The sequence below is a fragment of the Salinispora mooreana genome, assembly GCF_000379065.1.
Lineage (GTDB): Bacteria > Actinomycetota > Actinomycetes > Mycobacteriales > Micromonosporaceae > Micromonospora > Micromonospora mooreana.
In genome coordinates this window covers 2,597,320-2,620,543 of record NZ_KB900614.1, presented here as the reverse complement: position 1 = coordinate 2,620,543, position 23,224 = coordinate 2,597,320, and the positions used below count along the sequence as shown (strand labels likewise).

The window sequence follows — 23,224 nt, the reverse complement described above, 5'->3', positions numbered from 1 at the left end:
CTGGCCGGACCCCGGGGGAGCAGGCATGATTTCACCTCGCGGGCGTTGAACCGGGTGGGCGTACCGGCGTACCGGCGGGCCGGACAGTGGCGGTAGAAGGAGGCGCGGGTGGCGCGGCGCAGGATCGGGTTCTGGCCACGGTTCGCCGTGGTGCTGATCAAGTCCGTGATGACGATCTGGACGCGGCGGAGTTGGCACGGCATGGAACACCTCCGTCGCCCCGGCGGAATGATCATCGTGCCGAACCACATCTCGCACGCCGATCCGCTGGTCGCCGCGCACTTCGTCTACGACTCCGGGCGCTGGCCGCGGTTTCTCGGTAAGGTCAGCCTGTTCCGAATTCCGCTGGTCGGCGGGATCCTGCGCCGCTGCTGGCAGATCCCGGTCGAGCGCGGTACCGCGGCCGCGGTCCAGTCGTTGGACCTGCTGGTCGAGGTGGTGAACGGCGGCGGTGCGGTGGTGATCTACCCGGAGGGGACCACGACCCGGGAACCCGAGCTGTGGCCGATGAAGGCCAAGACCGGTGTGGCGCGGCTCGCCCTGGCCACCGGCGCCCCGGTCATTCCGGTGGCGATGTGGGGGCCCGAGCGGATGTTCGATCCCCGGACCTCCCGGCTGAACCCGCGTCCCCGGATCCCGGTGACCGTCGTCGCCGGGCCCCCGGTCGATCTGGACCGGTGGGCCGGTGTCCCCCCAACAAAGGCGGTGCTTGAGGAGATGACCGAGGTCATCATGCTGCGTCTGCGCGATCTGCTGGGTGAGGTCAGGCAGGCTGAGCCGCCCCCGCTCTGGGAACGCCCCCACCGCGCCGAACACCCGGGAGCGGCGGCGTGAGCGGGCACGTGGCCGTATTGGGGGCCGGGTCCTGGGGGACCTCCTTCGCCAAAATCCTCGGTGACGCGGGCCGGGAGGTCACCCTCTGGGCCCGGCGACAGTCGGTCGTGGCGGCACTGCGGGCCGAGCGGAGTAACCCGGAGTACCTGCCGGGTCTGGTCCTGCCGGAGCGGGTGACGGCCACCGGTGACGCCGGGGAGGCGATCACGGGTGCCGAGCTGGTGGTACTCGCGGTCCCGTCCCAGACGCTGCGCGGCAATCTCGCCGAGTGGCTCCCCCACCTGCACCGCGACGCCACGCTGGTCTCCCTGATGAAGGGGATCGAGCTCGGCACCACCAAGCGGATGAGCGAGGTGGTCATGGAGACCGCCCAGGTCCCCGCCGAGCGGGTGGTCGTGGTCTCCGGGCCGAACCTGGCCCCCGAGATCGCCGCCGAGCAGCCTGCCGCCACCGTGGTCGCCTGCCCCGATGTGGACCGGGCCACCCTCGTGCAGCGGGCGATCACCACCCCGTACTTCCGCCCGTACACCAACGACGACGTGATCGGCTGCGAGCTGGGGGGCGCGGTCAAGAACGTCATTGCCCTCGCGTACGGCATCGCCACCGCGATGGGCTTCGGCCACAACACCCGGGCGATGCTGGTCACCCGCGGGCTGGCCGAGACCGCCCGGCTCGGGGTAGCGCTCGGCGCCGACCCACTCACCTTCGCCGGCCTCGCCGGTATGGGTGATCTGGTGGCGTCCTGCTCCTCCCCGTCGGCCCGCAACCGCACCTTCGGCGAGCACCTCGGCCGGGGGGCAACCCTGGAGGAGGCCCGGATCGCCACCCGGCAGACCGCCGAGGGGGTCAAGAGCGCGCTGGCGATCCGGGATCTGGCCCGGGCACACGAGATCGAGATGCCGATCACCGAGCAGGTCGAGGTGATCTGCCACGAGGGCGGGGATCCGCGGCGTGCGGTCGCGGCCCTGATGAGCCGTACGACGAAGCCGGAGTGACACGGTGCCAGCCGACCGCGATGGAACCCGCTGTGTCCGCGCCGGGCTGCCGGAGCCCGCACCCGGGGAGCCGTTCCTGCCCGGCCCGGTCTTTGCCGCGCCGTACCACCTCGATCCGTGGGCCGGGCCGGCAGGCACGCCGAACGGCTACGGCCGGTCGGACAATCCGACCCGGCGGCGGTTGGAGGCGGCGATCGGTGAGCTGGAGGGGGGTGACTGCCGGGTCTTCGCCAGCGGCCAGGCGGCGATCACCGGGCTGCTGCTGAGTGTGTTGCGCCCCGGCGACACGGTGCTGCTCCCCGCCGACGGCTACTTTTCGGTGCGGGCGTTCGCCACCGAGACCCTGGCCGGCGTTGGGGTACGGGTGCTCCTCGCGCCGACCGCCGGGCCGTATCCGGACCTCGCCGGCGTACGTCTGGTGTTGGTGGAGACCCCGGCGAACCCGGGCCTCGACGTCGTTGACCTGCCCGCGTTGGCGGCGCGGACGCGGGCGGCCGGGGCCTTGCTGGTAGTGGACAACACCACCGCGACCCCGCTTGGGCAGTGTCCGTTGGAACTCGGCGCCGACCTGGTGGTGGCCTCCGGCACGAAGGCGCTCACCGGCCACTCGGACCTGCTGCTCGGCTATGTCGGCACCCGGTCGGCCGAGTTGCTCGCGGCGGTGACCCGGTGGCGGGATCACACCGGGGCGGTCCCGGGGGCCTTCGACGCCTGGCTGGCGCACCGGTCCCTGGCCACCCTCGACCTGCGGCTGGCCCGGCAGACCGCGAACGCCGAGGCCCTCGCCGGGTTGCTGGCGGCGCAACCGGGAGTGACCGGGCTGCGCTGGCCGGGTCGGCCGGAGGACCCGGCCTACCCAGTGGCCGTGGCGCAGTTGCGCCGGATGCCGGGGGTGCTCTCGTGTGATCTCGGCGACGCCGACCGCGTCGCCCGCTTCGTCGCCGCGGCCCGGCTGGTGTCGGCGGCCACCTCGTTTGGTGGGCTGCACACCACGGTCGACCGGCGGGCCCAATGGGGTGACGACACACCGCCCGGCTTCGTCCGGCTCTCCTGCGGCGTCGAGGACACGGCCGACCTGGTCGCCGACGTGGCTGCCGCGCTGCGGGTCGTTGACGGCTGACCCTGCCGGTTGCCCATGGCGGGTCGCCGGTGCGGGAACTAACCTCACGTCATCGTCTCCGGAGTGGGAGGGCGGAACGTGGGCAGCGCGGCAACGCCGGTGGTCGTTGGTCTGGACAACGGCGGCACCAGCAACAACGCCACTGTTCTGACGGTGGATGGACGCTTTCTCGTGGACGGGTTGCTCGAGAGTCCGAGCGAGGTCCAGGCCGGTCCGCAGGCAGCGATCGAGGCCCTCGCGGGTGCCTTCACCGGGGCATTGGCATCGGTCGGTGTGACTCGGGATCTGGTCCGGGCGGTGGGGCTGGACACCCCCGGTCCGGCCAGCGCCACCGGGGTGATCTCCTCGCGTGGTTCGACCAACTTCTCCCAGCCGCAGTGGCGGGGTTACGACGTGCGGGGTGCGCTTCAGCGGCGGCTCGGCCTGCCGGTGGTGTATCTCAACGATGGCAACGCCGCCGCCCTGTACGCGCACCAGTCGCACTTTGGCGCGGATGCGGCGCGTCGCTCGTCGGTCTCCGTGGTGGTCGGTACCGGTCTCGGTGGCGGGCTGGTCGAAGGCGGGCGGGTGATCGCCGGTGCGGCCGGCATGGCGGGGGAGCTGGGGCATGTGCGGCTGCCGTTGACCGGCCTGCTTGGCCCCGGTCAACCGGATCCGGTCTGCGGCTGTGGGTTCGTCGGCGACGCGGAGAGCATCGCGTCGCTGACCGGGATCGCCCGTAACCTGCTGCCGTACTGGCTGACCCGGTTTCCCGGGCATCCGCTGGCCGCCGAGCCGCTGGTGCGGGCGGCGAAGCTGGTCCGCGGGCTGGGCGAGCGGGGCGACCCGCTGGCCCGGGAGATCTTCACTCAGCAGGCGAAGGCGATCGGCCGGCTCTTCACCCTCGCGGCGAATCTGACTGATCCGCATGCGTACTTCGTCGGTGGGGGCGTGGTGGAGGCGGCTCCGGAGTTTCGCGACTGGTTCCTCGCCATCGTCCGCGAGCACACCGTGCTGCGGAAGGAACAGGCGGCGGTGGCGAGGTTTGCGCTGGTGCCGGAGCGGGACATGGCCGGGGCGCGCGGGGTGGCCCTCGCGGCGTTGCGGGTGTCGTCGGCACCGGGGCGGTGACCGGGGCGGCCGGAGTTGGCTTCCGGTGGTCGGGCGACGGTGGGACCGGTACCGCCGCCCGACCGGTCACCGACGTGGTGGCGTGGCGGCGAAGGCCATCCAGGCAGCGGGTGTGAAGAGCAGCACCGGGCCGCCTCGGTCCTTCGAGTCGCGCACCCCCACCGCCCGCGGCAGCGTCGCGATCTCGACGCACGCCCCCTCATCTCCGCTGTGGCTGCTGGTGCGCCAGTGGGCCCGGGTCAGCTCTGGGTCGATCGTCGGGGTCATCGTCCTACCGTCCCTCCATGAGGTGCCGAAGCTGGTTCCGGCTGTCTGCCGGGCTGAGAGCCACGCTCCGCAGATGATCCATGATCTTGGTGCAGGTGCGGAGGTCGCCGGGGCGATCGAGGACCATCTGGCCGGCGACCGTCTCCACCGAGGCGATGAAGGGGTCTTCGGGGTCCGCGAACTCCAGGATGTGCAGCGAGCCGCGGGTGCCGCGGTGGTAGCCGGCGGCCAGTGGGATCACCTGGACGGTGACGTTGGGCAGCTCGCTCGCCTTCAGGAGGTGGCCGAGCTGCGCCGCCATCACCGCCCGGTCGCCCACCGGTCGGAGTAGGGCGCCTTCGTCGATGATGGCGTCGAGGATCGGCGGGCGCGGTGCGGTGAGCCGCTGCTGCCGGTCGAGCCGGAGCTGGACCCGCTGTTCGACCTCGTCGTCAGTCAGGGTGTGCGGACCGCCCCGCATCACTCCGCGGATGTAGTCGGCGGTCTGGAGCAGGCCGGGCACCACGGAGGGCTCGAAGTTGGCGATCGCGGTGGCCTCGGCCTCCAGCGCGATGAAGTCGATGGTGCGCCGGTCGAGAAGGTATGAGTAGGAGACCCACCAGCCGGGCTTGCGGGCGTCCTTGGCGAGCTGTGTTGCGGCCGTGATCTCGTCTGGTCCGACACCGTAGAGGGTCAGGAGCGCGCGGACGACCGCCGGGCTCACCAGCGTCTGCGCGTTCTCGTAGCGGGACAGGGTGCTGCGGGTGCTGCTGATTTCGTCCGCAGCGGACTCCAGGGTCAGGCCGGCGGCCTCCCGGTGCGTGCGCAGGGCGATGCCCAGCCGGCGGGCACGGGCGGTTTTCGGGGCCATGTATCGATCCTTGCACATATTTGGGAGGCGGTAAATGAGAGAACGTGGGTGAGAGTTGCATTCACGACTGTCGCAGTGTCACTCTGTTGTCAGGTCCTCGCTGACGGTTGTCGTGGCGACGGTGGCGGCGAGCGACTCGGAGGGATGAGGCGCGCGGTGGTCGGGTAACCTCCCCCGGACCCGGTTGCCGCGCGCCGTCCCGATGGCTCGCCGTCCGGAGGGACTCGACATGCGAACTGCCCAGTTGCCCCGACAGCGCGGTGGCGCCATCGAGCCCGGCCCGGTGGCGCTGACCCGGTTCCTGGTGGTGCTCACCGATGTGCGCGCCCAGGACTGTGGCCGGGACGAACAGGCCAGCCCGGAGCGGCGCCGGCAGGTGGTGGGCGCGAGTAGCCGCGAGGCGGCCGAGCGCATCGCGGGAGCCTTCATGGCGCTGGGCATGGTGCGGGCGGGGCGGCAGCGGGTCAAGCTCATTGCGATCGGCCGGCGGCGCAGTCGCCGGTAGCCGACGGCCGGGCATGCTGCCGGAAGTCGGTGGATCGTCTCCTTCCTACCCAGCTAAACCGATACATCCCCACAATTCGGTTACCCACCGTATTGTGGGGCGGCTAGTTGCTCGGCCCGCGGGCTCTCAACGGGGTATCGCCCGCCGACGTTCGCCACGCACAGTAAGGTCACCAAGGTGAGCGCCCCGGCAGATGCGACGAGCCGACAAAGAGGTGAGGGCCAGTGACCACCCCAGGCAAGACCCGCGTGGCGGTCGTGTTCGGCGGACGCAGCCCGGAACACGGCATTTCCTGTGTCAGTGCCGGCAGCGTGTTGGCGGCGCTCGACCCCGACGAGTACGACATCGTGCCGGTAGGGATCAGCCGCGCCGGCCAGTGGGTGTTGACCGGAGGTGATCCGGACCAGCTCGCGATCAGTGCCCGGCGGTTGCCGGAGATCACCGCGGAGTCCGGGGACGCCGTCATGCTGAACGCTGACCCGAGCAACAGTGGGCTGCTGGTACTCGACGCGACCGCGGGGCCCCGCGCCCTCGCCGACGTGGACGTGGTGTTTCCGGTCCTGCACGGAGCTTACGGGGAGGACGGCAGCATCCAGGGGATGCTGGAAATGGCCGGCATCCCGTACGTCGGGGCGAACGTCTTCGCCTCCGCCGCCGCCATGGACAAGGAGTTCACCAAGAAACTCTGCGCCGCCGAGGGGATTCCGGTTGGCCCCTACGTGGTGCTGCGCAGCGGCATGACCTTGACCGAGCAGGACAAGCAGCGCCTCGGCCTGCCGGTCTTCATCAAGCCCTCCCGGGCCGGTTCGTCCTTCGGGATCACCAAGATCAGCGACTGGGCGGCCCTGGACGACGCGGTCGCCACTGCCCGGGAGATCGATTCCAAGGTCCTCGTCGAGGGCGCGGTCGTCGGCCGCGAGATCGAGTGCGGGGTGCTGGAGGGCGAGGCCGGTGGGGCACCGGAAGCGTCCGTGCTCGCCGAGATCCGGGTGGTCGGGGAGCACGACTTCTACGACTTCGAGGCGAAGTATATCGACGCCGATCTCGCCTCTGAGTACGACATCCCCGCCAACCTGCCGGAGCGGGTGACCCGCCAGGTACAGGAGTACGCGGTCCGCGCCTTCACCGCGCTCGACTGCGCCGGACTGGCGCGGGCTGACTTCTTCGTCACCCCCGAGCTGGATGTCTACCTCAACGAGGTGAACACGATGCCCGGCTTCACCCCGTCGTCGATGTTCCCGCGGATGTGGGCGGCCGCCGGTCTGGAGTACCCGAAGCTGATCAACCGCCTCATCCGGACCGCACTGCACCGTGGGGGCGGCCTGCGTTGACCCGCCCCGCCGCCGCGCGCCAGGGTTGCCGTTCCGGCAGGTCCGGTCGCCGTGGCGGCGGCCCGTTGACGGGGTCTACCCGGGGCGGCAGCCGGTCGGGGCATCGTCAATGGAGGGGACCGTAGAGATGATCGTTTCCGAGACGGGGGAGACCCACTGGAGCGGCTGGTCGTAGCCGTCGGGCACCCGGACCGTGACCGTCGTCTCCCGGTCGACGGTGCTCAGCACGGTGCTGCCCTCCGCTTCACTGCCGTACCAGCAGACCCGGTTGACCAACCAGAGCTTGTCGGTGTCGGCGAAGGTCGGTGCCGCGCCGCCGCAGGCCACGGTGAGGGCTGGGTCACCGTACGCGGCGTTCTGCTCGGGGCCGGCGGTGACCGGACGCTGCGGCAGTTCCCGGATCGCCGGCGGAAGCTGGGAGAGCAGGGCACGGCAGACGGTGGCGGGGCGCTCGGCCAGGGCCGGAGCGGCCATCTCCACCGCGGCGGTCGACAGCGGCGCGGGGGTGGTCGCCGAATTCGACCCGGGCTCCGGCTGATCCGGGGCGAACTGGGTGAACGCCACGACGCCGGCCAGCACGGTCGCCGGGAGCGCGACCGCCGTCGCGATCAGGGCCGCGCCGCGGTTGGAGCGGTCCCGGCCGCCCTGCGGGGACCCTTCGGCGCCGTCGGTAGCGGTGTCGTCCTCCGGGACGGGTGCGTCGTGGTGGGCGGTGGTGGTATCGGATTCGTCGGGCAGCCTGCTCACTTAGAGACGCACCACCGAACAGGTGAGGGTGCGGGTGATTCCGGGCACCATCTGCACCTTGCTGACGATGAGGTCGCCGAGCTCGTCCACGGTCTTCGCTTCGCAGAGCAGCACCACGTCATAGGGCCCGGTGACGGCGTCGACGCGGACAACGCCGGTAATCTTCGCGATCTGACCGGCCACGTCACGCGCCTGGCCGACCTCTGTCTGGATGAGTATGTACGCCTGTACCACGTTCGACCTCCCTCCATCGCCGCCGGATGAGCGGCCCGAAGGGAGAAAATACCCTACCGACCAGGCCGGATTCCGATCGGCGGAGAAGGAGAAGCGGTGAGCGAACGCGGCAACGGTGTCGTGGGGCTGGGCGAGTTCGGTCTGATCGACCGGGTTACCGCTCGGTTGTCGTACGGACCGACCGTCCTGCTCGGCCCCGGAGACGATGCGGCGGTGGTGGCCGCCGCGGACGCCCGGGTTGTCGCCTCCACCGACGTGTTGGTGGAGGGGCGGCACTTCCGCCGGGACTGGTCCGCAGCGCGGGACATTGGGCACCGGGCAGCCGCGGCGAACCTCGCCGACATCGCGGCGATGGGTGCGCGCACGACCGCCCTGCTGGTCGCCCTCTGCATGCCACCGGAGCTGCCGTCCGAGTGGGCGGAGGAGACCGCCGACGGCCTGGCCGCGGAGGCCGCCGTCGTGGGGGCCAGCGTGGTGGGCGGGGACATGTCGGCGAGTCCCACCCTGACCATCGCGGTGACCGCACTCGGTGATCTCGGCGGCCGGGCGCCGGTGACCCGGGCCGGGGCCCAGCCCGGTGACGTCGTGGCGCTCGCCGGTCGGACCGGGTACGCGGCGGCTGGCCTCACCGTCCTGTCCCGAGGCTTCCGGACACCGCGGCTGCTGGTCGAGGCGTACCGACGACCCGAGGTGCCGTACCAGGCCGGACCGACGGCGGCCGGGGCCGGGGCGACCGCAATGATCGATGTTTCGGACGGGCTCCTCGCCGACCTGGGGCATGTGGCCCAGGCGAGCGGGGTGGCGGTGGATGTGCGGCGGGACGCCTTCGCGGTGCCCCGGCAGATGCGCGACGCGGCCCAGGCGCTCGGCGTTGACCCGTACACCTGGCTGTTGACCGGCGGGGACGACCACGCCCTCGTGGCGACCTTCCCCCCGACGGCGGTGCTGCCGGCGGGTTGGCAGCCGATCGGTGCGGTCACCGCTGGCTCCGGGGTGACCGTTGACCGTCGGCAGTGGGAGGGGCCCGCCGGCTGGGACCACTTCCGGTAGGCGCACCGGACGGGTCGTACCCTGCACTGGTGCGGAACCTGCGGATCTACCCCACCCGATTCGACTCGCCGACGGCGCAGCGGCTGATCAAGGCGGCCCTCGCCGATCTGGGCGTGCGATACGGCGGCAGCGGCGACGAGACCCCGGTGGACGCGGTCGAGTTCGAGCCGCCCGCCGGGACCTTCCTCATCGCCCACCTCGACGGCGAGTCGGTGGCCTGTGGCGGCTGGCGCAGCCACGGTGGGTCGGTCGAGACCGCCGAGCTGAAGCGGATGTACGTGGCACCACACGCCCGGGGGCGGGGCGTGGCCCGAGCCGTCCTGGCGGCGGTGGAACAGTCCGCGCGCGAGCAGGGCCGGCAGCGGATCGTTCTGGAGTGCGGCGATCGGCAACCCGAGGCGCTCGCACTGTACCGTTCATCCGGCTACGCGCAGATCCCGAACTTCGGCTTCTACAAGGATGCCCCGGGCTGCGTCTCGTTCGGCCGTGCTCTCTGACTCCGCGCCCTGCTCGGAAGGTGTCCGGCCCCGGCTCCGCGTGCGGAGACGCCCGGCCCCGGTAACGCGAAACCGGCGGACCCGTCGGGGTCCGCCGGCGCGGTCCGGCTGGGTTACCGCGTCAGGCGCGGGTAACCTTGCCGGCCTTGATGCAGGACGTGCAGACCTTCAGCTTCTTGGTGTTGCCGCCACCGGCCGGGGTGCGCACCGACTGGATGTTCGGGTTCCAGCGGCGGTTGGTCCGCCGGTGCGAGTGGGACACGTTGTGGCCGAAGCCCGGCCCCTTACCACAGACGTCGCACACGCTAGCCACGGGATACTCCTGGGATTGATCCGTTCATGAGGTCGTCACCAGGCGCTGCCCGGGCAACCCGGCCAGGTTACCCGATGCCTGCTGGCGGCGCCCAACCCCCCTCCGACCCACCCGGCTCGGCACGAACCAGTTGGCCTCGCGCGGACACGCCCGGCACGTGTCGCCGGGCCAGACGCGGGTCGGAGCGCGCCAGTAGGCTACTCCCCGTGCTGGACACCCTCGATGCCGCCGCGGTCCGCCGTTGGTGCGCAGGTGGGCTGGTCGCGTTGAAGCGCCACCAGGGCGAGATCGACCACCTCAATGTCTACCCGGTACCCGACGGTGATACCGGCACCAACCTGGTACTCACCCTTACCTCGGCGCAGCAGGCGTTGGCGATGGAGCTGGACCCGCTCCCCGAGGACGGGCCCACCCCGCACGGGCGGGCGCTCCGGCTGATGGCCCGGGGCGCGCTGCTCGGCGCCCGGGGCAACTCGGGCGTGATCCTGGCGCAGATCCTGCGCGGCTTTGCTGACGCGCTGGCCGCGGTCCCGGTGGTGCGGGGCCGGGCGCTGGCCGCCGCCCTGCGCGCCGCCGCCAGCGCCGCCTACGCCGCCGTCGCCGCTCCGGTCGAGGGGACGCTGCTCAGCGTGGCCACCGCCGCAGCGCGCGCCGCCGAGCGGGCCGGCCGGGACGAGCTGGGCACGGTGGCCCGGGCCGCGGCCGACGAGGCCGCCCAAGCCCTCGGCCGAACGCCCCAGCAGCTACCGGCGTTGGCCCGCGCCCGTGTGGTTGATGCCGGTGGGCGGGGCCTCTGCCTGCTGCTCGACGCCCTGGTCGAGGTGGTCACCGGGGAGCGTCCGGCGCGTCCGGAGCTCACCGGCCGGTCGTCCCACCCGCCGGCCGACGACGCCCGCGAGAGCAGGTGGTCAACGTACGCCTACGAGGTGCAGTACCTGCTCGACGCCGAACCGGCGGCGGTGGCCCGGCTGCGCGAGGAGCTCGGTGCCCTGGGCGACTCGCTGGCGGTCGTCGGCGACGGCGCGGTCGGCACCTGGAACGTGCACGTGCACGTTGACGATGTCGGCGCGGCAATCGAGGCGGGAGTGGTCGCCGGTCGTCCGCACCGGATCGTGGTGACCCGCTTCGCCGACCTGCCCCGGCCGCCCGCGTCGCCCGGGCCCGACCCGGCCCCGGACCGCCGGGCGGCGGTGGTGGTGGCCACCGGGGTTGGCATCGTCGAGCTCTGCACCGCGGCGGAGGCGACGGTGCTGGAGGACATCTCCTCCGCCGATGAGCTGTTGACCGCCGTCCGTGCCACCGGCGCTGCCCACGTCGTGGTGCTGCCCAACGACCCGGACACCCAGGCGATGGCGAACGACGCGGCCCGGGCGGCATCGCTGCTCGGCGTCAAGGTCAGCGTGGTCCCGACCCGGTCGCCGGTGCAGGCGCTCGCCGCGCTCGCCGTCCGGGATCCGGGTCGGCGCTTCGAGGACGACGTGATCGCGATGGCCGAGGCCGCCGGCGCCTGCCGGTACGCGGAGGTCTGCCGTGCCAGCCGGGCGGCCCTGACCGTCGCCGGCCCCTGCCGCCCGGGGGACGTGCTCGCCCTGGTTGACGGCGAGGTGCACCTCATCGGGGTGGACCTGCTCGACACCTGCACCGCCGTGGTCGACCGGATGCTCGGCGGCGGTGGCGAGCTGGTGACCCTGTTGGTCGGGGCGGACGCCCCCGCCGGCCTGACCGAGGCGGTCCGCGAGCACGTGGTCCACTCCTGGCCGTTCGTCGAGGTGCAGGTGTACCAGGGCGGGCAGCCGCACCACCCGCTCCTGGTGGGGGTCGAATGACCGCCGACCAGGCCACCGTCGACACTCCGTTGGGCAAGCTGGTCGGGGCGAAGACGGCCAAGGCGCTCGCCACCCATCTCGACCTGCACACGGCGGGTGACCTGCTCTACCACGTCCCCCGCCGGTACGACGAGCGCGGTGAGCACACCGACATTCGGTCGCTTGAGGTCGGTGAGCAGGTCACCGTGCTGGCCCAGGTGCAGCGCACCGCCGTACGTCCGATGCGCCAGCGCCGCGGAAATCTGCTGGAGGTGACGGTCGGCGACGGCTCGGGAGGCACGTTGTCCCTGACCTTCTTCGGCAACCAGGTCTGGCGCGAGCGGGATCTGCGCCCCGGCCGGTGGGGACTGTTCGCCGGCAAGGTCACCGAGTTTCGGGGCCGCCGGCAGCTCAACGGCCCGGAGTACGTGCTCCTCGGCGCCGGCGACGAGGGTGAGGTGGCGGCCAGCGAGGAGGTCGAGGAGTTCGCGGGTGCGTTGATCCCGGTCTACCCGGCCGCCGCGGCGGTGCCGACGTGGGTGATCGCCCGGTGCGTGCGGGTCGTACTGGACACTGTCGACCCACCGGCGGATCCGGTACCGGCTACCGTGCGGAGCGCTCGTAACCTGGTCGGCCTCGGCGTCGCCCTGCGCGAGGTGCACCGGCCCTCCAGTAAGGAGGCGCTCTACCGGGCCCGCCGCCGGCTCAAGTGGGATGAGGCCTTCGCGGTGCAGCTCACCCTGGTGCGGCGCAAGCGGCAGGCGGCCGACCGTCCAGCCCGACCACGGCCCGGGGTGGACGGTGGCCTGCGAGACGCCTTCGACGCCCGCCTGCCCTACCAGCTGACCGACGGCCAACGGGAGGTCGGCACCGAGATCGCCACGGACCTGGCCGCCGCCCATCCGATGCACCGGCTACTTCAGGGCGAGGTCGGTTCCGGCAAGACGGTGGTCGCGCTGCGTGCGATGCTGCAGGTGGTGGATGCCGGTGGCCAGGCCGCGCTGCTGGCCCCGACCGAGGTGCTCGCCGCCCAGCACTACCGCGGCATCCTCGACCTGCTTGGGTCGCTGGGGCGGGCGGGCGAGCTGGACGCCGCCGAGCACGCCACTCGGGTGGAGCTGGTCACCGGATCGTTGGGTGCCGCGGCCCGCCGCCGGGCGCTGGGCGAGGTGCGCAGCGGCGCCGCCGGGATCGTGCTGGGCACGCACGCCCTGCTGTACGAGGGCGTCGACTTCGCCGATCTCGGTCTGGTGGTGGTGGACGAGCAGCACCGCTTCGGCGTCGAGCAGCGGGACGCGCTGCGGGCGAAGGCGGAGCAGCCGCCGCACGTGCTGGTCATGACGGCCACCCCGATTCCGCGTACGGTGGCCATGACCGTCTATGGAGACCTGGAGGTCTCCACCCTGTCGCAGCTACCGCGGGGGCGCTCGCCGATCGCGTCGCACGTGGTTCCAGCCGCGGAGAAGCCGGCGTTCCTGGACCGGGCGTGGCGTCGGCTGCGGGAGGAGGTCACCGCCGGCCACCAGGCGTATGTGGTCTGCCCGCGCATCGGCGACGGCCCCTCCTCCGACGAGGAGGCGGCGCCGGAGGACGACACCGCGCGGCGGCCACCGCTCGCGGTGACCGAGGTGGCGCCGCTGCTCGCCGAGGGGCCGCTGCACGGGCTGCGGATCGGGGTGCTGCACGGTCGGCTTCCCGCGGAGGAGAAGGACGCGGTGATGCGTTCCTTCGCCGCTGGTGAGCTGGACGTGCTGGTGGCCACCACCGTGGTCGAGGTCGGGGTGGACGTTCCGAACGCCACCGTGATGATCGTGCTGGACGCGGACCGGTTCGGGGTGTCCCAGCTGCATCAGCTGCGCGGTCGGGTCGGCCGTGGCTCCGCGGCGGGGCTCTGCCTGCTGGTGACCGAGGCGGTGGAGGGCAGCTCGGCGCGGGAGCGGCTGGACGCGGTGGGGTCGACAACGGATGGTTTCACGCTCGCCGAGCTTGATCTGGAACAGCGCCGCGAGGGCGATGTGCTCGGCGCCACCCAGTCCGGTCGCCGCTCGCACCTGCGGCTGCTGTCGCTGCTACGGGACGCGGACCTGATCCGCGATGCCCGGACCGAGGCGAGCAACCTGGTCGAGGAGGATCCGGAGCTGGTGCGCCATCCGGCGTTGGCGGCGTCGGTGGCGGCCCTGGTGGACGCGAACCGCGCCGAGTATCTGGAGAAGGGGTAGCCGCGTCACGGCGGCGGTGCGCCGGACGGGCACCGGTCTGCGGACGATGCGGTCGTGCTGCTGCCCGGACGGGCCCAATGACCAAGGGCGGGCCGACCAGCCGGTCGGCCCGCCCTCAGCGGTCAGTAACCCTTAGCTCAGGCGGTGAACCGGAGCTTGCGACGACGGGCCATGACGAACAGGCCGCCACCGACGGCCAGCAGCACGGCGGCGCCGGCGGCGATGCCGCCAGCCGCGGCACCGGTCACCGGCAGGCCCGGCTCGCCGCCGCCCTCACCGGGAGTGCAGTCCGCCGGCTTCTTCCAGGCGATCGGCTCGGGGTTCTCGATGCCCTCGCCGCTCGGCGTGACGATCAGGCCCTCCTCGGCCGGGAAGGACACGGTGCCGCTCATGCCCGGCTCGACGGTCAGCGTCTGCGGCTCACCCTTGTTCGGGGTGAAGGTCGCGGTGGTGGTCTCGCCGTCCTCGGGGTTGTTGATCTCGAAGATCAGCTCGTCACAGGTGGACTTGTAGGCGCCGGTCGGCTCGCCCGGCTTGACGCAGTCGTCGGCCGGCTCCGGCGCACCTTCGAAGAGCGGCTTCGTGCGGCCCTCGACGGTCACCGTGATCGTGGCCGCCTGCTCCGCCGGAACCTCCACCGTGGTGCTCTGGCCGGGCTTGACCTCCACCTGCTCGATGATGTCGTCGCCGCCCTTGACGGTGAACTTCGCCGGGGCGGTCGCGTCGTCGGCGTTGTTGAGGGTGACGTGGGCGATGCCCTCGCAGTCAGCCTGGATGCTCGCCGTCGGGTTGGGGGCCGTCGGCGTCGGCGGCTCGGAGGTCGTCGGCGTCGGCGTCGGCGTCGGCGGCTCGGAGGCCGACGGGGTCGGCGTCGGCTTCGGCGCCTCGCAGGTGCCGCAGAAATTGACCGTCGCCTTGCTCCACCGCTGTTCGGTGTAACCGTTGTCCCATGTGACCTTGATGGCCAGCGACGCCATGCGAACGTCGCCGGGCACCCGCTGTTTGGCGGTCAGCGTCTTCTTGACCTTGTACGGGTACTTCTCACCGTCGGTGACGGGGAGGTCGGGGATGGTGACCTTGGTGGCCTTCCCGCCGACGTAGGTCTTGGCCACGACCTCGGCCAGCTTGAACTTCTTGACCTTATCCGGGGTGCTTTCGCTCTTGATGTTCCAGGTGACAACCCACTCGCCGGTGGCGGCGTCGCACTTGGCCGTGCCCGTGACGTTGCTGTGGTGGGCGCTGGCGGGGGCGGCGAAGATTGCCACTCCGGTGAGGCCGAGCAGGGTGCCCGCGGCGACGGCGCTGACACGTCGGAATAGGGCATGGAGACGGTTCACGTCTGCTCCTGAATGAGGGATTGGACGACGTGCCCGGCGGGCGGGAGATAGCGGCGACATTGGCGTGGACCGCGGGCTCACGGCGCTCGCCTGGGCACAGGCTGCGCTCGCCGGAGCGGGCGCACAAATGGTGACTGTACTGGCTTTTGATCAATCTCGGGGGCCGGGATGAGGGGGTTCGCGTGATGTTGTCGATTCGTGATCATTGATTGGCGGAGGGTTGTCGGGTGATAACTGTCCGATGTGCGGAGTCGGGTAACTTCTGGCCCGGTTCGGCCCGGACGTGCTCGGGCCGGTACAGGTGACGTAGCGTCGCACCATGACCAGGAGCAGGCGTTGACGCGCATCGTGGCGGGCGCGCTCGGTGGACGCCGGATCGCCGCCCCGCCCGGCGCCGGCACGCGGCCGACCTCCGACCGGGTCCGGGAGGCGCTGTTCAGCGCCGTTGAGGCGGCGGCCGACCTGGAGGGGGCCCGTTTCGCCGACCTCTACGCCGGGTCCGGGGCGGTGGGGCTGGAGGCGCTCTCCCGGGGTGCCGCGCACGTGCTCTTGGTCGAGTCGAACCCGCGGGCCGCCCGGACGATCCGGGCGAACATGGCCGCACTGCGGACCGGTCCGGCGGCCCGCCTGGTTGCCGGGAAGGTCGCCACCGTGCTCGCCGCGGGCCCCGAAGAGGGCCCGTATGACGTGGTCTTCGCCGACCCGCCCTACCCGGTGCCGGACGAGGAGGTCTCCGCGGTGCTCGCCGCGCTCGCCGAGAACGGGTGGTTGGCGCCCGGGGCCCTCATCGTCGTGGAGCGGTCGAGTCGCAGCGGCCCGATCGGCTGGGTGCCAGGTGTCACCGGGGAGCGCAGCCGCCGGTACGGCGAAACCATTCTTTGGTACGGTCGCCGATCATGAGGCGTGCGGTCTGTCCCGGCTCGTTCGACCCGGTCACCAATGGTCATCTCGACATCATCGGCCGGGCCAGCCGGCTCTTTGACGAAGTGATCGTCGGAGTGTTGATCAACCAGTCGAAGACCGGTCTGTTCACCGTTGACGAGCGCATCGACATGCTTCGCGAGGTGATCTCGTCGTACGACAATGTTCGGGTGGAGTCGTTCCGCGGTCTGTTGGTGGACTTCTGTCACGCCCAGCGGGCCAGTGTCCTGATCAAGGGGCTCCGGGCGGTCAGTGACTTCGACTACGAGTTGCAGATGGCCCAGATGAACATCGGCCTGGCCGGCGTGGAGACGCTCTTTATGCCGACCAACCCGCTCTACTCGTTCCTCTCCTCGAGTCTGGTCAAGGATGTGGCGAAGTGGGGTGGTGACATCTCCGCCCACGTGCCGGAGGTGGTCCGCGAAGCCCTGCTGGCCCGCCTCGACCCGCCGTCGCGTCCCTGACCCGTCGTTGGTGTCTCGTCGTTGACATCTCGGTTCTGTGGACGGTGTCTCGGTTTCGGTCCGCCGAGGTCGACCCCTCCCGGCGACGCGCCGGGAGGGGGCATGATGCACCGGTGGATGGCACAACGCATCATGTGTGGGGGCGCCGAATCCGGGGTTCAACCCGCATCATGGAGATCGGCCGACGAACGACAGGAGTGAGGTACCAGTGGACCCGCTCGATCGAATCGACGAACTGATCACCTTGGTGGAGCAGGCCCGCTCCGTGCCGATGTCGCGCAACAACTGCATGTTCGACCGGGGCGAGATGATCGCTGTCCTCGACGAACTACGCGCCGAGTTGCCCGCGGACCTGCGCCGGGCCGCCGCGCTGCTCGATGAGCGAGACAAGATCATGGAGGCCGGGAAGCGTGAGGCCGACCGGATCATCGCCGAGGGGGAGACGGAGCACGCCCGGCTCGTGTCGGTGAACGAGATCACCGTCTCCGCCGAGCACGAGGGGGCGCGGATCGTCGCCGAGGCGCGGGCCGAGGCGCAGCGGCTCCGGGACGAGGTGGACGACTACGTCGACACCGCGCTCGCCAACTTCGAGCAGTTCCTTACCCGAGCCCTCGCCTCGATCGAGCGGGGTCGGGACAAGATGCACGCGCTCCGGGAGATCGGCACGTTCAGCGGAGAAGAGGCCGAACGGCCATTGAATTTCTAGGGCCGGCAGCCAGGGCCGCGGGTGGAGCCGCGCCGGAGCGGGCGCGGTACGCCACTGCCGCGGGGTGGAAGCGCCCCCGGTTCGACGGTGCGGCGGCCACCCAGGTAACCTCGGGTGTCGGCCCTCCCACCGGCCGGAGTCTAACTATGCCCAAGCACACGCCTGCACCACTCGACCCCAGGTCGCCGCTGGTCCTCGACACGAGGGACCTGCCGCGTCGGCCTGGCGCGTTGCGTACGGTCCGGCGGGTGGCGGCGGCACCGGCGGACCTCGGCGTGGAGTTGATCGGCGTGCCGGCTGGTGCTGACCTCGACCTCGACCTGAGGTTGGAGTCGGTGTCCGAGGGGGTGCTCGTCTCCGGGACCATCAGTGGTCCCATCAGGGGCGAGTGCAGCCGCTGCCTGCGCGAGATCGACGATGTCGCGGCCGTCCCGGTCCAGGAGCTGTACGCGTACGAGAACAGCACCACGGACATGACGGCCGACGAGGACGAGGTGGGCCGGATGCAGGGCGATCTGATCGACCTGGAGCCGGTGCTGCGGGACGCGGTGGTGTTGACGCTGCCGACCAACCCGCTCTGCCGGGAGGACTGCCCAGGCCTGTGCCCCGACTGCGGGGTGGGCTGGGCCGAGCTGCCGGCCGATCACAGCCACCAGCAGGTCGACCCACGTTGGGCGGCCCTGTCGCAACTGACCCGTAAAGAGGAGTAAGAACCGTGGCCGTCCCCAAGCGCAAGATGTCGCGCAGCAACACCCGGTCCCGTCGGGCGCAGTGGAAGACCGCGGCGGTTGCGACCGTGGCCTGCCCGCAGTGTAAGTCCGCCAAGCTGCCGCACGCCGCCTGCTCCGTCTGCGGCACCTACAACGGCCGTCAGGTCCTTGAGGTCTGACCTGGACGACGAGTGACGCCCCCGACCTCTGGTCGGGCGGCGCGTGCGCCCCGGCGCTCGCCCGATGTCCCGGCTCCCATCGCCGCCGGCTGGCCTGTTCCGGTCGAGGTCCCGGTGGAGCCGGGCATCGTGCGGATCGCCGTCGACCTCCTCGGCGGGGACGACGCTCCCGCCGTCGTGGTTGACGGCGCTCTGCGGGCCGTCCGTGCCGACCCCGACCTACATGTCCTGCTCATCGGCCCGCCCGAGACGCTCGGCGAGCTGACCGCCGACCTCGATCCGACGCAGCGCGCCCGGATCACTGGTCGCCCCGCCGAGTGGGGCGACCACACCACCGCGCGCGCCAACTCCACTGTTGGCGTCGCCGTGGACGCGGTCCTCGACGGCGCCGCCGACGCGCTCGTCTCCGCCGGTTCGACCGGCGCCACCGTCACCGCCGCGGCCCTCGGGCTGGGCCGCTGGCCCAACGTGCGGCAGCCGGCCCTGGCCGCCACCCTGCCCGGGGTGAACGGCCCGGTGGTCCTCGTCGACGTCGGCGGCTCACTGGAGCCCCGCCCCGCTACTCTCGCCCGGCACGCGGCGCTCGGTGCCGCGTACGCCGCCGTCACGCATGCGGTCGAGTCGCCGCGGGTCGGGCTGCTCTCGATCGGCACCGAGCCCGGTAAGGGCGACCGGGCGCGACGCCTGGCCGATCCCGCCCTCGCCGCGGCGCCGCTGCCGTGCGCCGCCCGCTACGTCGGGCTGGTCGAGGGGTACGACGTTGCGTCCGGCGCGCGCGCCGATGTGGTGGTTACCGACGGATTCACCGGTAACGTGCTGCTCAAGGCGATCGAGGGCGCGTACGCACTGACCGGTGGCCCACCGGCTGGCGGCCGGGCTCCCCGGGCCGCTGCCCTGCTCGGCGTCGCTGGCACGGTGGTGGTCTGCCATGGTGCCGCCCACGGAGGGGACATCGCCTCGGGTATCGCGTTGGCCGCCCACCTGGCCCGGCGTGGGGCCGCCGACCAGGTCCGTGTGCTCCTCTCCGAGATCGGCGCGGAAGCTCACCCGGACCGCTACGACCGCATCACCGACACCGAGGTACGCACATCATGAACATCGACAAGCGTCGGCGGCCGGCCGTCGTACACCTGGAGGCGGCGTTCGGCGTGGCGCTGGACCCGGAGCTACTGGAGCGGGCGTTGACCCACCGCTCGTACGCGTACGAGAACGGCGGTCTGCCCACCAACGAGCGGCTGGAGTTCCTCGGCGACTCGGTGCTCGGCGTGGTGATCACCACCGCGTTGTTCCACAACCATCCGGACCTGCCCGAGGGGCAGCTGGCGAAGCTGCGTGCCAGCGTGGTCAACATGCGGGCCCTCGCCGAGGTGGCCCGCGGTCTGGGGCCCACCGGCCTCGGCCCGTACCTGCTGCTCGGCAAGGGGGAGGAGAGCACCGGCGGGCGGGACAAGGCGAGCATCCTCGCCGACACGCTGGAGGCGCTGCTTGGTGCGATCTATCTCGAGAGCGGCCTGGAGACCGTGGCGAGCGTCATCCACCGTCTCTTCGACCCGCTGATGGCCGAGTCGGCCGGGCGGGGCGCGGCGCTGGACTGGAAGACCAGCCTGCAGGAGTTGACCGCCGCGCAGGGGTTGGGCGTCCCGGAGTACCGGATCGAGGGCACCGGGCCTGACCACCTGAAGACCTTCACCGCCTGGGTGGTGGTGGCCGGCCGGCGGTACGGCGGCGCGGAGGGGCGGAGCAAGAAGGAGGCCGAGCAGCGGGCCGCCGAGGCGGCCTGGCGGATGTTGACCGAGCAGGCGGAGCAGGAGCCGGCCAGCGCGGGCAGCGGGACGGCCGGCAGTGCCTGAGCTGCCGGAGGTCGAGACCGTCCGGCAGGGGCTGGCGCAGTGGGTGATCGGGCGGCGGATCGCCGAGGTGCGGGTGCTGCACCCGCGCGCGGTGCGTCGACACCCGGGCGGCGCCGCCCACTTTGCCGACGTGCTCGTCGGGACGACGATCCGGGACGTGCGGCGGCGCGGAAAGTATTTGTGGCTACCGCTGGACAGCGGCGATGCGGTGATCGGGCACCTCGGGATGTCGGGACAGTTACTCCTGCAGCCGGCTGGGGCGCCGGACGAAACCCACCTCCGGGTCCGGTTCCGGTTCGCTGATGACGGACCCGAGCTGCGCTTCGTTGACCAACGCACGTTCGGCGGGTTGTCGGTCAGCGCCGGGGGTGCGGAGCTGCCCACGGAGATCGCACACATCGCCCGGGACCCGCTGGACCCGGAGTTCTCCGACGCCACCTTCGTCGCGGCGCTGCGCCGCCGCCGTACCGAGATCAAGCGAGCTCTGCTGGATCAGACGCTGCTCTCCGGCGTGGGCAACATCTACGCCGACGAGGCCCTCTGGCGGGCTCGGTTGCACGGTGCCCGGCCCGCCGACGGGCTGACCGGCCCGGCCGCACTGCGCCTGCTCGGGCACGTCCGGGACGTGCTCGGCGAGGCGATCAAGGAGGGCGGAACGAGCTTCGACGCCCTGTACGTCAACGTCAACGGCGAGAGCGGGTACTTTGACCGGGCGCTGAACGTATACGGGCGGGCGGACCAGCCGTGCCGGCGGTGCGGTGCGCCGGTGCGCCGCGAGGCGTTCATGAACCGCTCGTCGTTCAGCTGCCCGCGCTGCCAGCCGCGGCCGCGTGGGCCGGCATCGACTCGCGGCTGAACCGAGGGCACCCGGTTGAGGACGCCGTTCGGCGCTGCTCAACCGGGCACCCGGTGGGGACGGGACGGCCGACGACCCGTGGTCAACGGGGCGCGGCGAAGACCTGCGTCCAGTAGGGTCCGTTGCTGCTCGCGATGCCGATCCCGATCTCGGTGAAGGAGCAGTTCAGGATGTTCGCCTTGTGGCCGGGGCTGTTCATCCAGGCCTTCATCACCGCGGCCGGCGACTGCTGGTTCCAGGCGACGTTCTCCCCGTAGGTGCGCCACTGGTAGCCGACGTCGTCGAGTCGGTCGCCGGGGCTGCTGCCGTTGCTGCCGTTGTGCGACATTTTCTTGTTGTCGGCCTGGTCCTGGCTGTGCCGCTGGGCGGCGGTCATCAGCTTGTCGTCGATGCTCAGCGCCGCGCAGCCGGCCGCCTTGCGCTCCACGTTGGCCAAGCGAACCACCTCGGCGGCGTCTTCGCTGACGTCGGCGTTGCCGCTGCCATTCGCGGGCGTGGTGGTGCTACTGGTGGGGGGCGCGGTGGTGCGGTTCGGGGTGGGCCGGGAGGTGGCGGTGGAGCGCGATGCCGTCGGGCTTGGCTTGCGACTCGGCGTGACCGACGGCGACGGTGTGGGCGACGTCGTGGTCGGTGTGGCGCTGGGGCTGGCCGAGGTCGGCGTCGGGCTGGAGAGCGCACTCTCCTCGGTCGGGTTCGTCGCCACGATGTCGTCGATGGCCGAGGTGGGGCTGGCGTTGTCGCCGCCGCCGGAGAGGGTGACGGCGCCGACCCCGAGGCTCACCACCAGCGTGGCTGCCGCCGCGGCTCCGCCGATGAGCAGCGGTCGTCGGTTCCGCCGGCCGGGCCGATCGTCACCAACCGGCAGGTCACCGATTGGTGCGGCCTCCGCGACGGGCGGCATGCTGGCCGTCGGTTCGTCGGCGTAGGAGCCGGTCGGCTTCGGGCCCGGCCACTGGCCGGTGGGCTCGGGCCGTCCGGTGGCCGCGCCGTGCCAGCTACCGGTGGCCTCGTTCTGCCCGCCCGCGAATCGCTGGTCGCGCCAGTCGCCCGGTTGGTCCTGCTGCCAGCTCTGGGTGGGCTCCCCGTGCTGCCAGGTCGGAGTGGCTTCCCAGCCTCGCGTGGGCTGTTCGTGGTGGGGGTCGCCGGTGCGTCCGTAGTGCGGGTGCTCCGCCGCTCCCCAGCCCCGGACTGGCTCGGCGTCGGGCCCCCAGCGCGCGGTCGGCTGCTGCTGGTCCCACTCGTCGGCGGGCCGGCCCCATCGGTTGGCGGGCTGGTCCCATCGGTTGGTGGGCTGCTCCCACTGGTTGGCGGGCTGGTCCCACCGGTTGGTGGGCTGCCCCCACTGGTTGGTGGGCTGCGCCCAGCCGTCGGAGGGGCCGTCCGGCTCGTCACCGAACAGATAGGCGGAGCGTGGCTCCGGGCGGTCCGTCGGCCACGCTGGCTCGTCGGCCGCCGATTCGGGCTGCCGACGGCTGCCGTCCGGGTTCCTCGGGTCGTTCCAGCCGTCCACGACGGTCGCCTCCACGGGTTGAGGTGCGGGCCGGGGCGACGCTACGTCGCAGCCGTCGCCTGCGGCAACGTGGCTAAGAAAGAGTTAAGGGGATCCAGGACCCCAGGGGTGGGGAGTTCGCAGAAGTAGTGCGTACAGTTGGGTGGTCCGGACAGCGTATGTCCGCGCCGAAAGGCAACCCCCGTTAGGTGGACAGGTCGACGTGGAGATGGTTCACGGCCTGTAGCAACTTGACGAAGGAGGGGGTGCCGGCTCAATATGTAGGTGTCGCCAGTCGCGCCCGGTCATGCCCAGAATTTGCTGGATTGACAGTCGCGTACTAACTGGGCGCGCGTTGGCCGGCTTTTCCGGCAGCGCATATCAAGGAGTCAACATGGCGAAGGCCCTGTACGGCCACGTAGGTGCGGCGCCCGATCGGCGCCTGCTCGACGAGGTCACCCGACTGCGTGCCACGGTTCAGGCACTCGAGTTCGAGATCACGCGGCTGCGTGCCGAGAACGATCGGCTCGCGGCGGCGGCAGCCGAGGCGGACGACCTGCTCCGTCTCGCCGAGCCCGCGCTGACCTGACCCACCGGGTCCGCACTGATCCGCAGTCCGCAGAAAACTGAATCGCATCAGGTAAGAAGCGCGCCGACACGACCGTGCCGGCGCGCGGTTCTGTGTACGCCGTCACCTGGTGTGAATCGTCACCTGTGTACGGTCACCTGGGCGGCTACTATCTGTCTCCGCTCACCTGTGTCTCAGGTCACCTGATCTGTGTAGGGGCGCCGAAACAACGTCCCGAGTCACCGTTTTTCTTGATCGGCTCGGGTG

At 71.6% G+C, this 23,224-nt stretch carries 26 protein-coding genes; 19 read left to right on the top strand and 7 right to left on the bottom strand.

All coding sequences use genetic code 11. The annotated features are described in order from the left end of the window. Nucleotides 1–108 precede the first annotated feature (108 nt). The 4 genes from SALPAC6_RS0112370 to SALPAC6_RS0112355 all read left to right on the top strand — a co-directional run bounded on the left by SALPAC6_RS0112370 (nucleotide 109) and on the right by SALPAC6_RS0112355 (nucleotide 4,059). Nucleotides 109–834 (top strand): lysophospholipid acyltransferase family protein, encoded by a 726-nt coding sequence (locus tag SALPAC6_RS0112370; RefSeq protein ID WP_018253727.1) that lies wholly within the window; start codon nucleotides 109–111, stop codon nucleotides 832–834. After that, nucleotides 831–1,829 carry an NAD(P)H-dependent glycerol-3-phosphate dehydrogenase gene (locus SALPAC6_RS0112365; protein WP_018253726.1) on the top strand — a complete coding sequence of 333 codons (999 nt, stop codon included), beginning with the start codon at nucleotides 831–833 and terminating at the stop codon, nucleotides 1,827–1,829. The genes SALPAC6_RS0112370 and SALPAC6_RS0112365 overlap by 4 nt, the downstream gene beginning before the upstream one ends. A 4-nt stretch (nucleotides 1,830–1,833) precedes the next feature. Then, on the top strand, nucleotides 1,834–2,949 hold the full coding sequence (locus SALPAC6_RS0112360; RefSeq protein ID WP_018253725.1) for a cystathionine gamma-lyase: 1,116 nt from the start codon (nucleotides 1,834–1,836) through the stop codon (nucleotides 2,947–2,949). Between the two features lie 78 nt (nucleotides 2,950–3,027). Continuing rightward, entirely contained in the window at nucleotides 3,028–4,059 is a 1,032-nt protein-coding gene (locus SALPAC6_RS0112355) for an ROK family protein (protein ID WP_018253724.1), read from the top strand. A 66-nt stretch (nucleotides 4,060–4,125) separates the two neighbouring features. On the opposite strand, the gene SALPAC6_RS0112350 is transcribed toward SALPAC6_RS0112355, so the two are convergent. Then, nucleotides 4,126–4,326, bottom strand: coding sequence for a DUF397 domain-containing protein (locus tag SALPAC6_RS0112350; protein ID WP_018253723.1), 201 nt, complete (start codon nucleotides 4,324–4,326; stop codon nucleotides 4,126–4,128). 4 nt (nucleotides 4,327–4,330) lie between these two features. Further along, nucleotides 4,331–5,176, bottom strand: a complete 846-nt coding sequence (locus tag SALPAC6_RS0112345; protein ID WP_018253722.1) for a helix-turn-helix domain-containing protein — start codon at nucleotides 5,174–5,176, stop codon at nucleotides 4,331–4,333. 229 nt (nucleotides 5,177–5,405) lie between these two features. Between SALPAC6_RS0112345 and SALPAC6_RS0112340 the strand changes: the two genes are divergently transcribed. Further along, nucleotides 5,406–5,681 (top strand): hypothetical protein, encoded by a 276-nt coding sequence (locus SALPAC6_RS0112340; RefSeq protein ID WP_018253721.1) that lies wholly within the window; start codon nucleotides 5,406–5,408, stop codon nucleotides 5,679–5,681. Nucleotides 5,682–5,905: 224 nt separating this feature from the next. Next, nucleotides 5,906–7,012, top strand: coding sequence for a D-alanine--D-alanine ligase family protein (locus SALPAC6_RS0112335; protein ID WP_018253720.1), 1,107 nt, complete (start codon nucleotides 5,906–5,908; stop codon nucleotides 7,010–7,012). 75 nt (nucleotides 7,013–7,087) lie between these two features. On the opposite strand, the gene SALPAC6_RS0112330 is transcribed toward SALPAC6_RS0112335, so the two are convergent. Together SALPAC6_RS0112330 and SALPAC6_RS0112325 are read right to left on the bottom strand one after the other, a co-directional pair. Further along, nucleotides 7,088–7,759, bottom strand: coding sequence for a DUF3515 family protein (locus tag SALPAC6_RS0112330; protein ID WP_018253719.1), 672 nt, complete (start codon nucleotides 7,757–7,759; stop codon nucleotides 7,088–7,090). Then, a complete protein-coding gene (locus SALPAC6_RS0112325) occupies nucleotides 7,760–7,993 on the bottom strand; it encodes an Lrp/AsnC ligand binding domain-containing protein (protein ID WP_018253718.1) in 234 nt (77 codons plus the stop codon). It abuts the gene before it with no gap. 96 nt (nucleotides 7,994–8,089) lie between these two features. On the opposite strand from SALPAC6_RS0112325, the gene SALPAC6_RS0112320 reads away from it, so the two are divergent. Together SALPAC6_RS0112320 and SALPAC6_RS0112315 are read left to right on the top strand one after the other, a co-directional pair. After that, nucleotides 8,090–9,043, top strand: a complete 954-nt coding sequence (locus SALPAC6_RS0112320; protein ID WP_018253717.1) for a thiamine-phosphate kinase — start codon at nucleotides 8,090–8,092, stop codon at nucleotides 9,041–9,043. A gap of 29 nt (nucleotides 9,044–9,072) precedes the next feature. Then, the gene (locus SALPAC6_RS0112315) at nucleotides 9,073–9,540 is read left to right on the top strand and encodes a GNAT family N-acetyltransferase (RefSeq protein ID WP_018253716.1); all 468 of its coding nucleotides are present in this window, start codon (nucleotides 9,073–9,075) and stop codon (nucleotides 9,538–9,540) included. A gap of 121 nt (nucleotides 9,541–9,661) precedes the next feature. Here the strand turns inward: SALPAC6_RS0112315 and rpmB are convergent, their stop codons facing one another. Beyond that, a complete protein-coding gene (gene rpmB, locus SALPAC6_RS0112310) occupies nucleotides 9,662–9,853 on the bottom strand; it encodes a 50S ribosomal protein L28 (RefSeq protein WP_011905179.1) in 192 nt (63 codons plus the stop codon). A 206-nt stretch (nucleotides 9,854–10,059) separates the two neighbouring features. Between rpmB and SALPAC6_RS0112305 the strand changes: the two genes are divergently transcribed. Beyond that, a complete protein-coding gene (locus SALPAC6_RS0112305; protein WP_018253714.1) occupies nucleotides 10,060–11,679 on the top strand; it encodes a DAK2 domain-containing protein in 1,620 nt (539 codons plus the stop codon). After that, nucleotides 11,676–13,877, top strand: a complete 2,202-nt coding sequence (gene recG / locus SALPAC6_RS0112300) for an ATP-dependent DNA helicase RecG (protein WP_018253713.1) — start codon at nucleotides 11,676–11,678, stop codon at nucleotides 13,875–13,877. The genes SALPAC6_RS0112305 and recG overlap by 4 nt, the downstream gene beginning before the upstream one ends. 137 nt (nucleotides 13,878–14,014) lie before the next feature. Here recG and SALPAC6_RS0112295 read toward each other — a convergent pair whose 3' ends face one another. Continuing rightward, the gene (locus SALPAC6_RS0112295; RefSeq protein ID WP_026189602.1) at nucleotides 14,015–15,214 is read right to left on the bottom strand and encodes a hypothetical protein; all 1,200 of its coding nucleotides are present in this window, start codon (nucleotides 15,212–15,214) and stop codon (nucleotides 14,015–14,017) included. A 336-nt stretch (nucleotides 15,215–15,550) separates the two neighbouring features. On the opposite strand from SALPAC6_RS0112295, the gene rsmD reads away from it, so the two are divergent. The 8 genes from rsmD (at nucleotide 15,551) to mutM (ending at nucleotide 20,900) form a co-directional block, all read left to right on the top strand. Next, nucleotides 15,551–16,114, top strand: coding sequence for a 16S rRNA (guanine(966)-N(2))-methyltransferase RsmD (rsmD, locus tag SALPAC6_RS0112290; protein ID WP_026189601.1), 564 nt, complete (start codon nucleotides 15,551–15,553; stop codon nucleotides 16,112–16,114). Continuing rightward, nucleotides 16,111–16,599 (top strand): pantetheine-phosphate adenylyltransferase, encoded by a 489-nt coding sequence (coaD, locus tag SALPAC6_RS0112285; protein ID WP_018218927.1) that lies wholly within the window; start codon nucleotides 16,111–16,113, stop codon nucleotides 16,597–16,599. The genes rsmD and coaD overlap by 4 nt, the downstream gene beginning before the upstream one ends. A 208-nt stretch (nucleotides 16,600–16,807) precedes the next feature. Continuing rightward, nucleotides 16,808–17,305 (top strand): SPFH domain-containing protein, encoded by a 498-nt coding sequence (locus SALPAC6_RS0112280; protein WP_018253711.1) that lies wholly within the window; start codon nucleotides 16,808–16,810, stop codon nucleotides 17,303–17,305. 146 nt (nucleotides 17,306–17,451) lie between these two features. Beyond that, nucleotides 17,452–18,015 (top strand): YceD family protein, encoded by a 564-nt coding sequence (locus SALPAC6_RS0112275; protein WP_026189600.1) that lies wholly within the window; start codon nucleotides 17,452–17,454, stop codon nucleotides 18,013–18,015. Nucleotides 18,016–18,020: 5 nt separating this feature from the next. Then, entirely contained in the window at nucleotides 18,021–18,194 is a 174-nt protein-coding gene (gene rpmF / locus SALPAC6_RS0112270; protein ID WP_012181392.1) for a 50S ribosomal protein L32, read from the top strand. A gap of 114 nt (nucleotides 18,195–18,308) precedes the next feature. Next, nucleotides 18,309–19,289 (top strand): fatty acid synthesis plsX protein, encoded by a 981-nt coding sequence (locus tag SALPAC6_RS0112265; RefSeq protein ID WP_018253709.1) that lies wholly within the window; start codon nucleotides 18,309–18,311, stop codon nucleotides 19,287–19,289. Beyond that, entirely contained in the window at nucleotides 19,286–20,044 is a 759-nt protein-coding gene (gene rnc / locus SALPAC6_RS0112260) for a ribonuclease III (RefSeq protein WP_018253708.1), read from the top strand. The genes SALPAC6_RS0112265 and rnc overlap by 4 nt, the downstream gene beginning before the upstream one ends. Further along, nucleotides 20,037–20,900 (top strand): bifunctional DNA-formamidopyrimidine glycosylase/DNA-(apurinic or apyrimidinic site) lyase, encoded by an 864-nt coding sequence (gene mutM / locus SALPAC6_RS0112255; protein WP_018253707.1) that lies wholly within the window; start codon nucleotides 20,037–20,039, stop codon nucleotides 20,898–20,900. The genes rnc and mutM overlap by 8 nt, the downstream gene beginning before the upstream one ends. Nucleotides 20,901–20,982: 82 nt before the next feature. Here mutM and SALPAC6_RS0112250 read toward each other — a convergent pair whose 3' ends face one another. Then, entirely contained in the window at nucleotides 20,983–22,410 is a 1,428-nt protein-coding gene (locus tag SALPAC6_RS0112250) for a CAP domain-containing protein (RefSeq protein ID WP_033666355.1), read from the bottom strand. A 373-nt stretch (nucleotides 22,411–22,783) separates the two neighbouring features. On the opposite strand from SALPAC6_RS0112250, the gene SALPAC6_RS0112245 reads away from it, so the two are divergent. Further along, the gene (locus SALPAC6_RS0112245; RefSeq protein WP_012181397.1) at nucleotides 22,784–22,978 is read left to right on the top strand and encodes a hypothetical protein; all 195 of its coding nucleotides are present in this window, start codon (nucleotides 22,784–22,786) and stop codon (nucleotides 22,976–22,978) included. Nucleotides 22,979–23,224 lie beyond the last annotated feature (246 nt).

Excerpts from the sequence above, each read along its gene's own strand:
- coaD (WP_018218927.1), top strand. The coding sequence starts at position 16,111 with ATGAGGCGTGCGGTCTGTCCCGGCTCGTTCGACCCGGTCACCAATGGT.
- SALPAC6_RS0112245 (WP_012181397.1), top strand. The coding sequence starts at position 22,784 with ATGGCGAAGGCCCTGTACGGCCACGTAGGTGCGGCGCCCGATCGGCGC.
- SALPAC6_RS0112340 (WP_018253721.1), top strand. The coding sequence starts at position 5,406 with ATGCGAACTGCCCAGTTGCCCCGACAGCGCGGTGGCGCCATCGAGCCC.
- SALPAC6_RS0112345 (WP_018253722.1), bottom strand. The coding sequence starts at position 5,176 with ATGGCCCCGAAAACCGCCCGTGCCCGCCGGCTGGGCATCGCCCTGCGC.
- SALPAC6_RS0112275 (WP_026189600.1), top strand. The coding sequence starts at position 17,452 with ATGCCCAAGCACACGCCTGCACCACTCGACCCCAGGTCGCCGCTGGTC.
- recG (WP_018253713.1), top strand. The coding sequence starts at position 11,676 with ATGACCGCCGACCAGGCCACCGTCGACACTCCGTTGGGCAAGCTGGTC.
- rnc (WP_018253708.1), top strand. The coding sequence starts at position 19,286 with ATGAACATCGACAAGCGTCGGCGGCCGGCCGTCGTACACCTGGAGGCG.
- SALPAC6_RS0112350 (WP_018253723.1), bottom strand. The coding sequence starts at position 4,326 with ATGACCCCGACGATCGACCCAGAGCTGACCCGGGCCCACTGGCGCACC.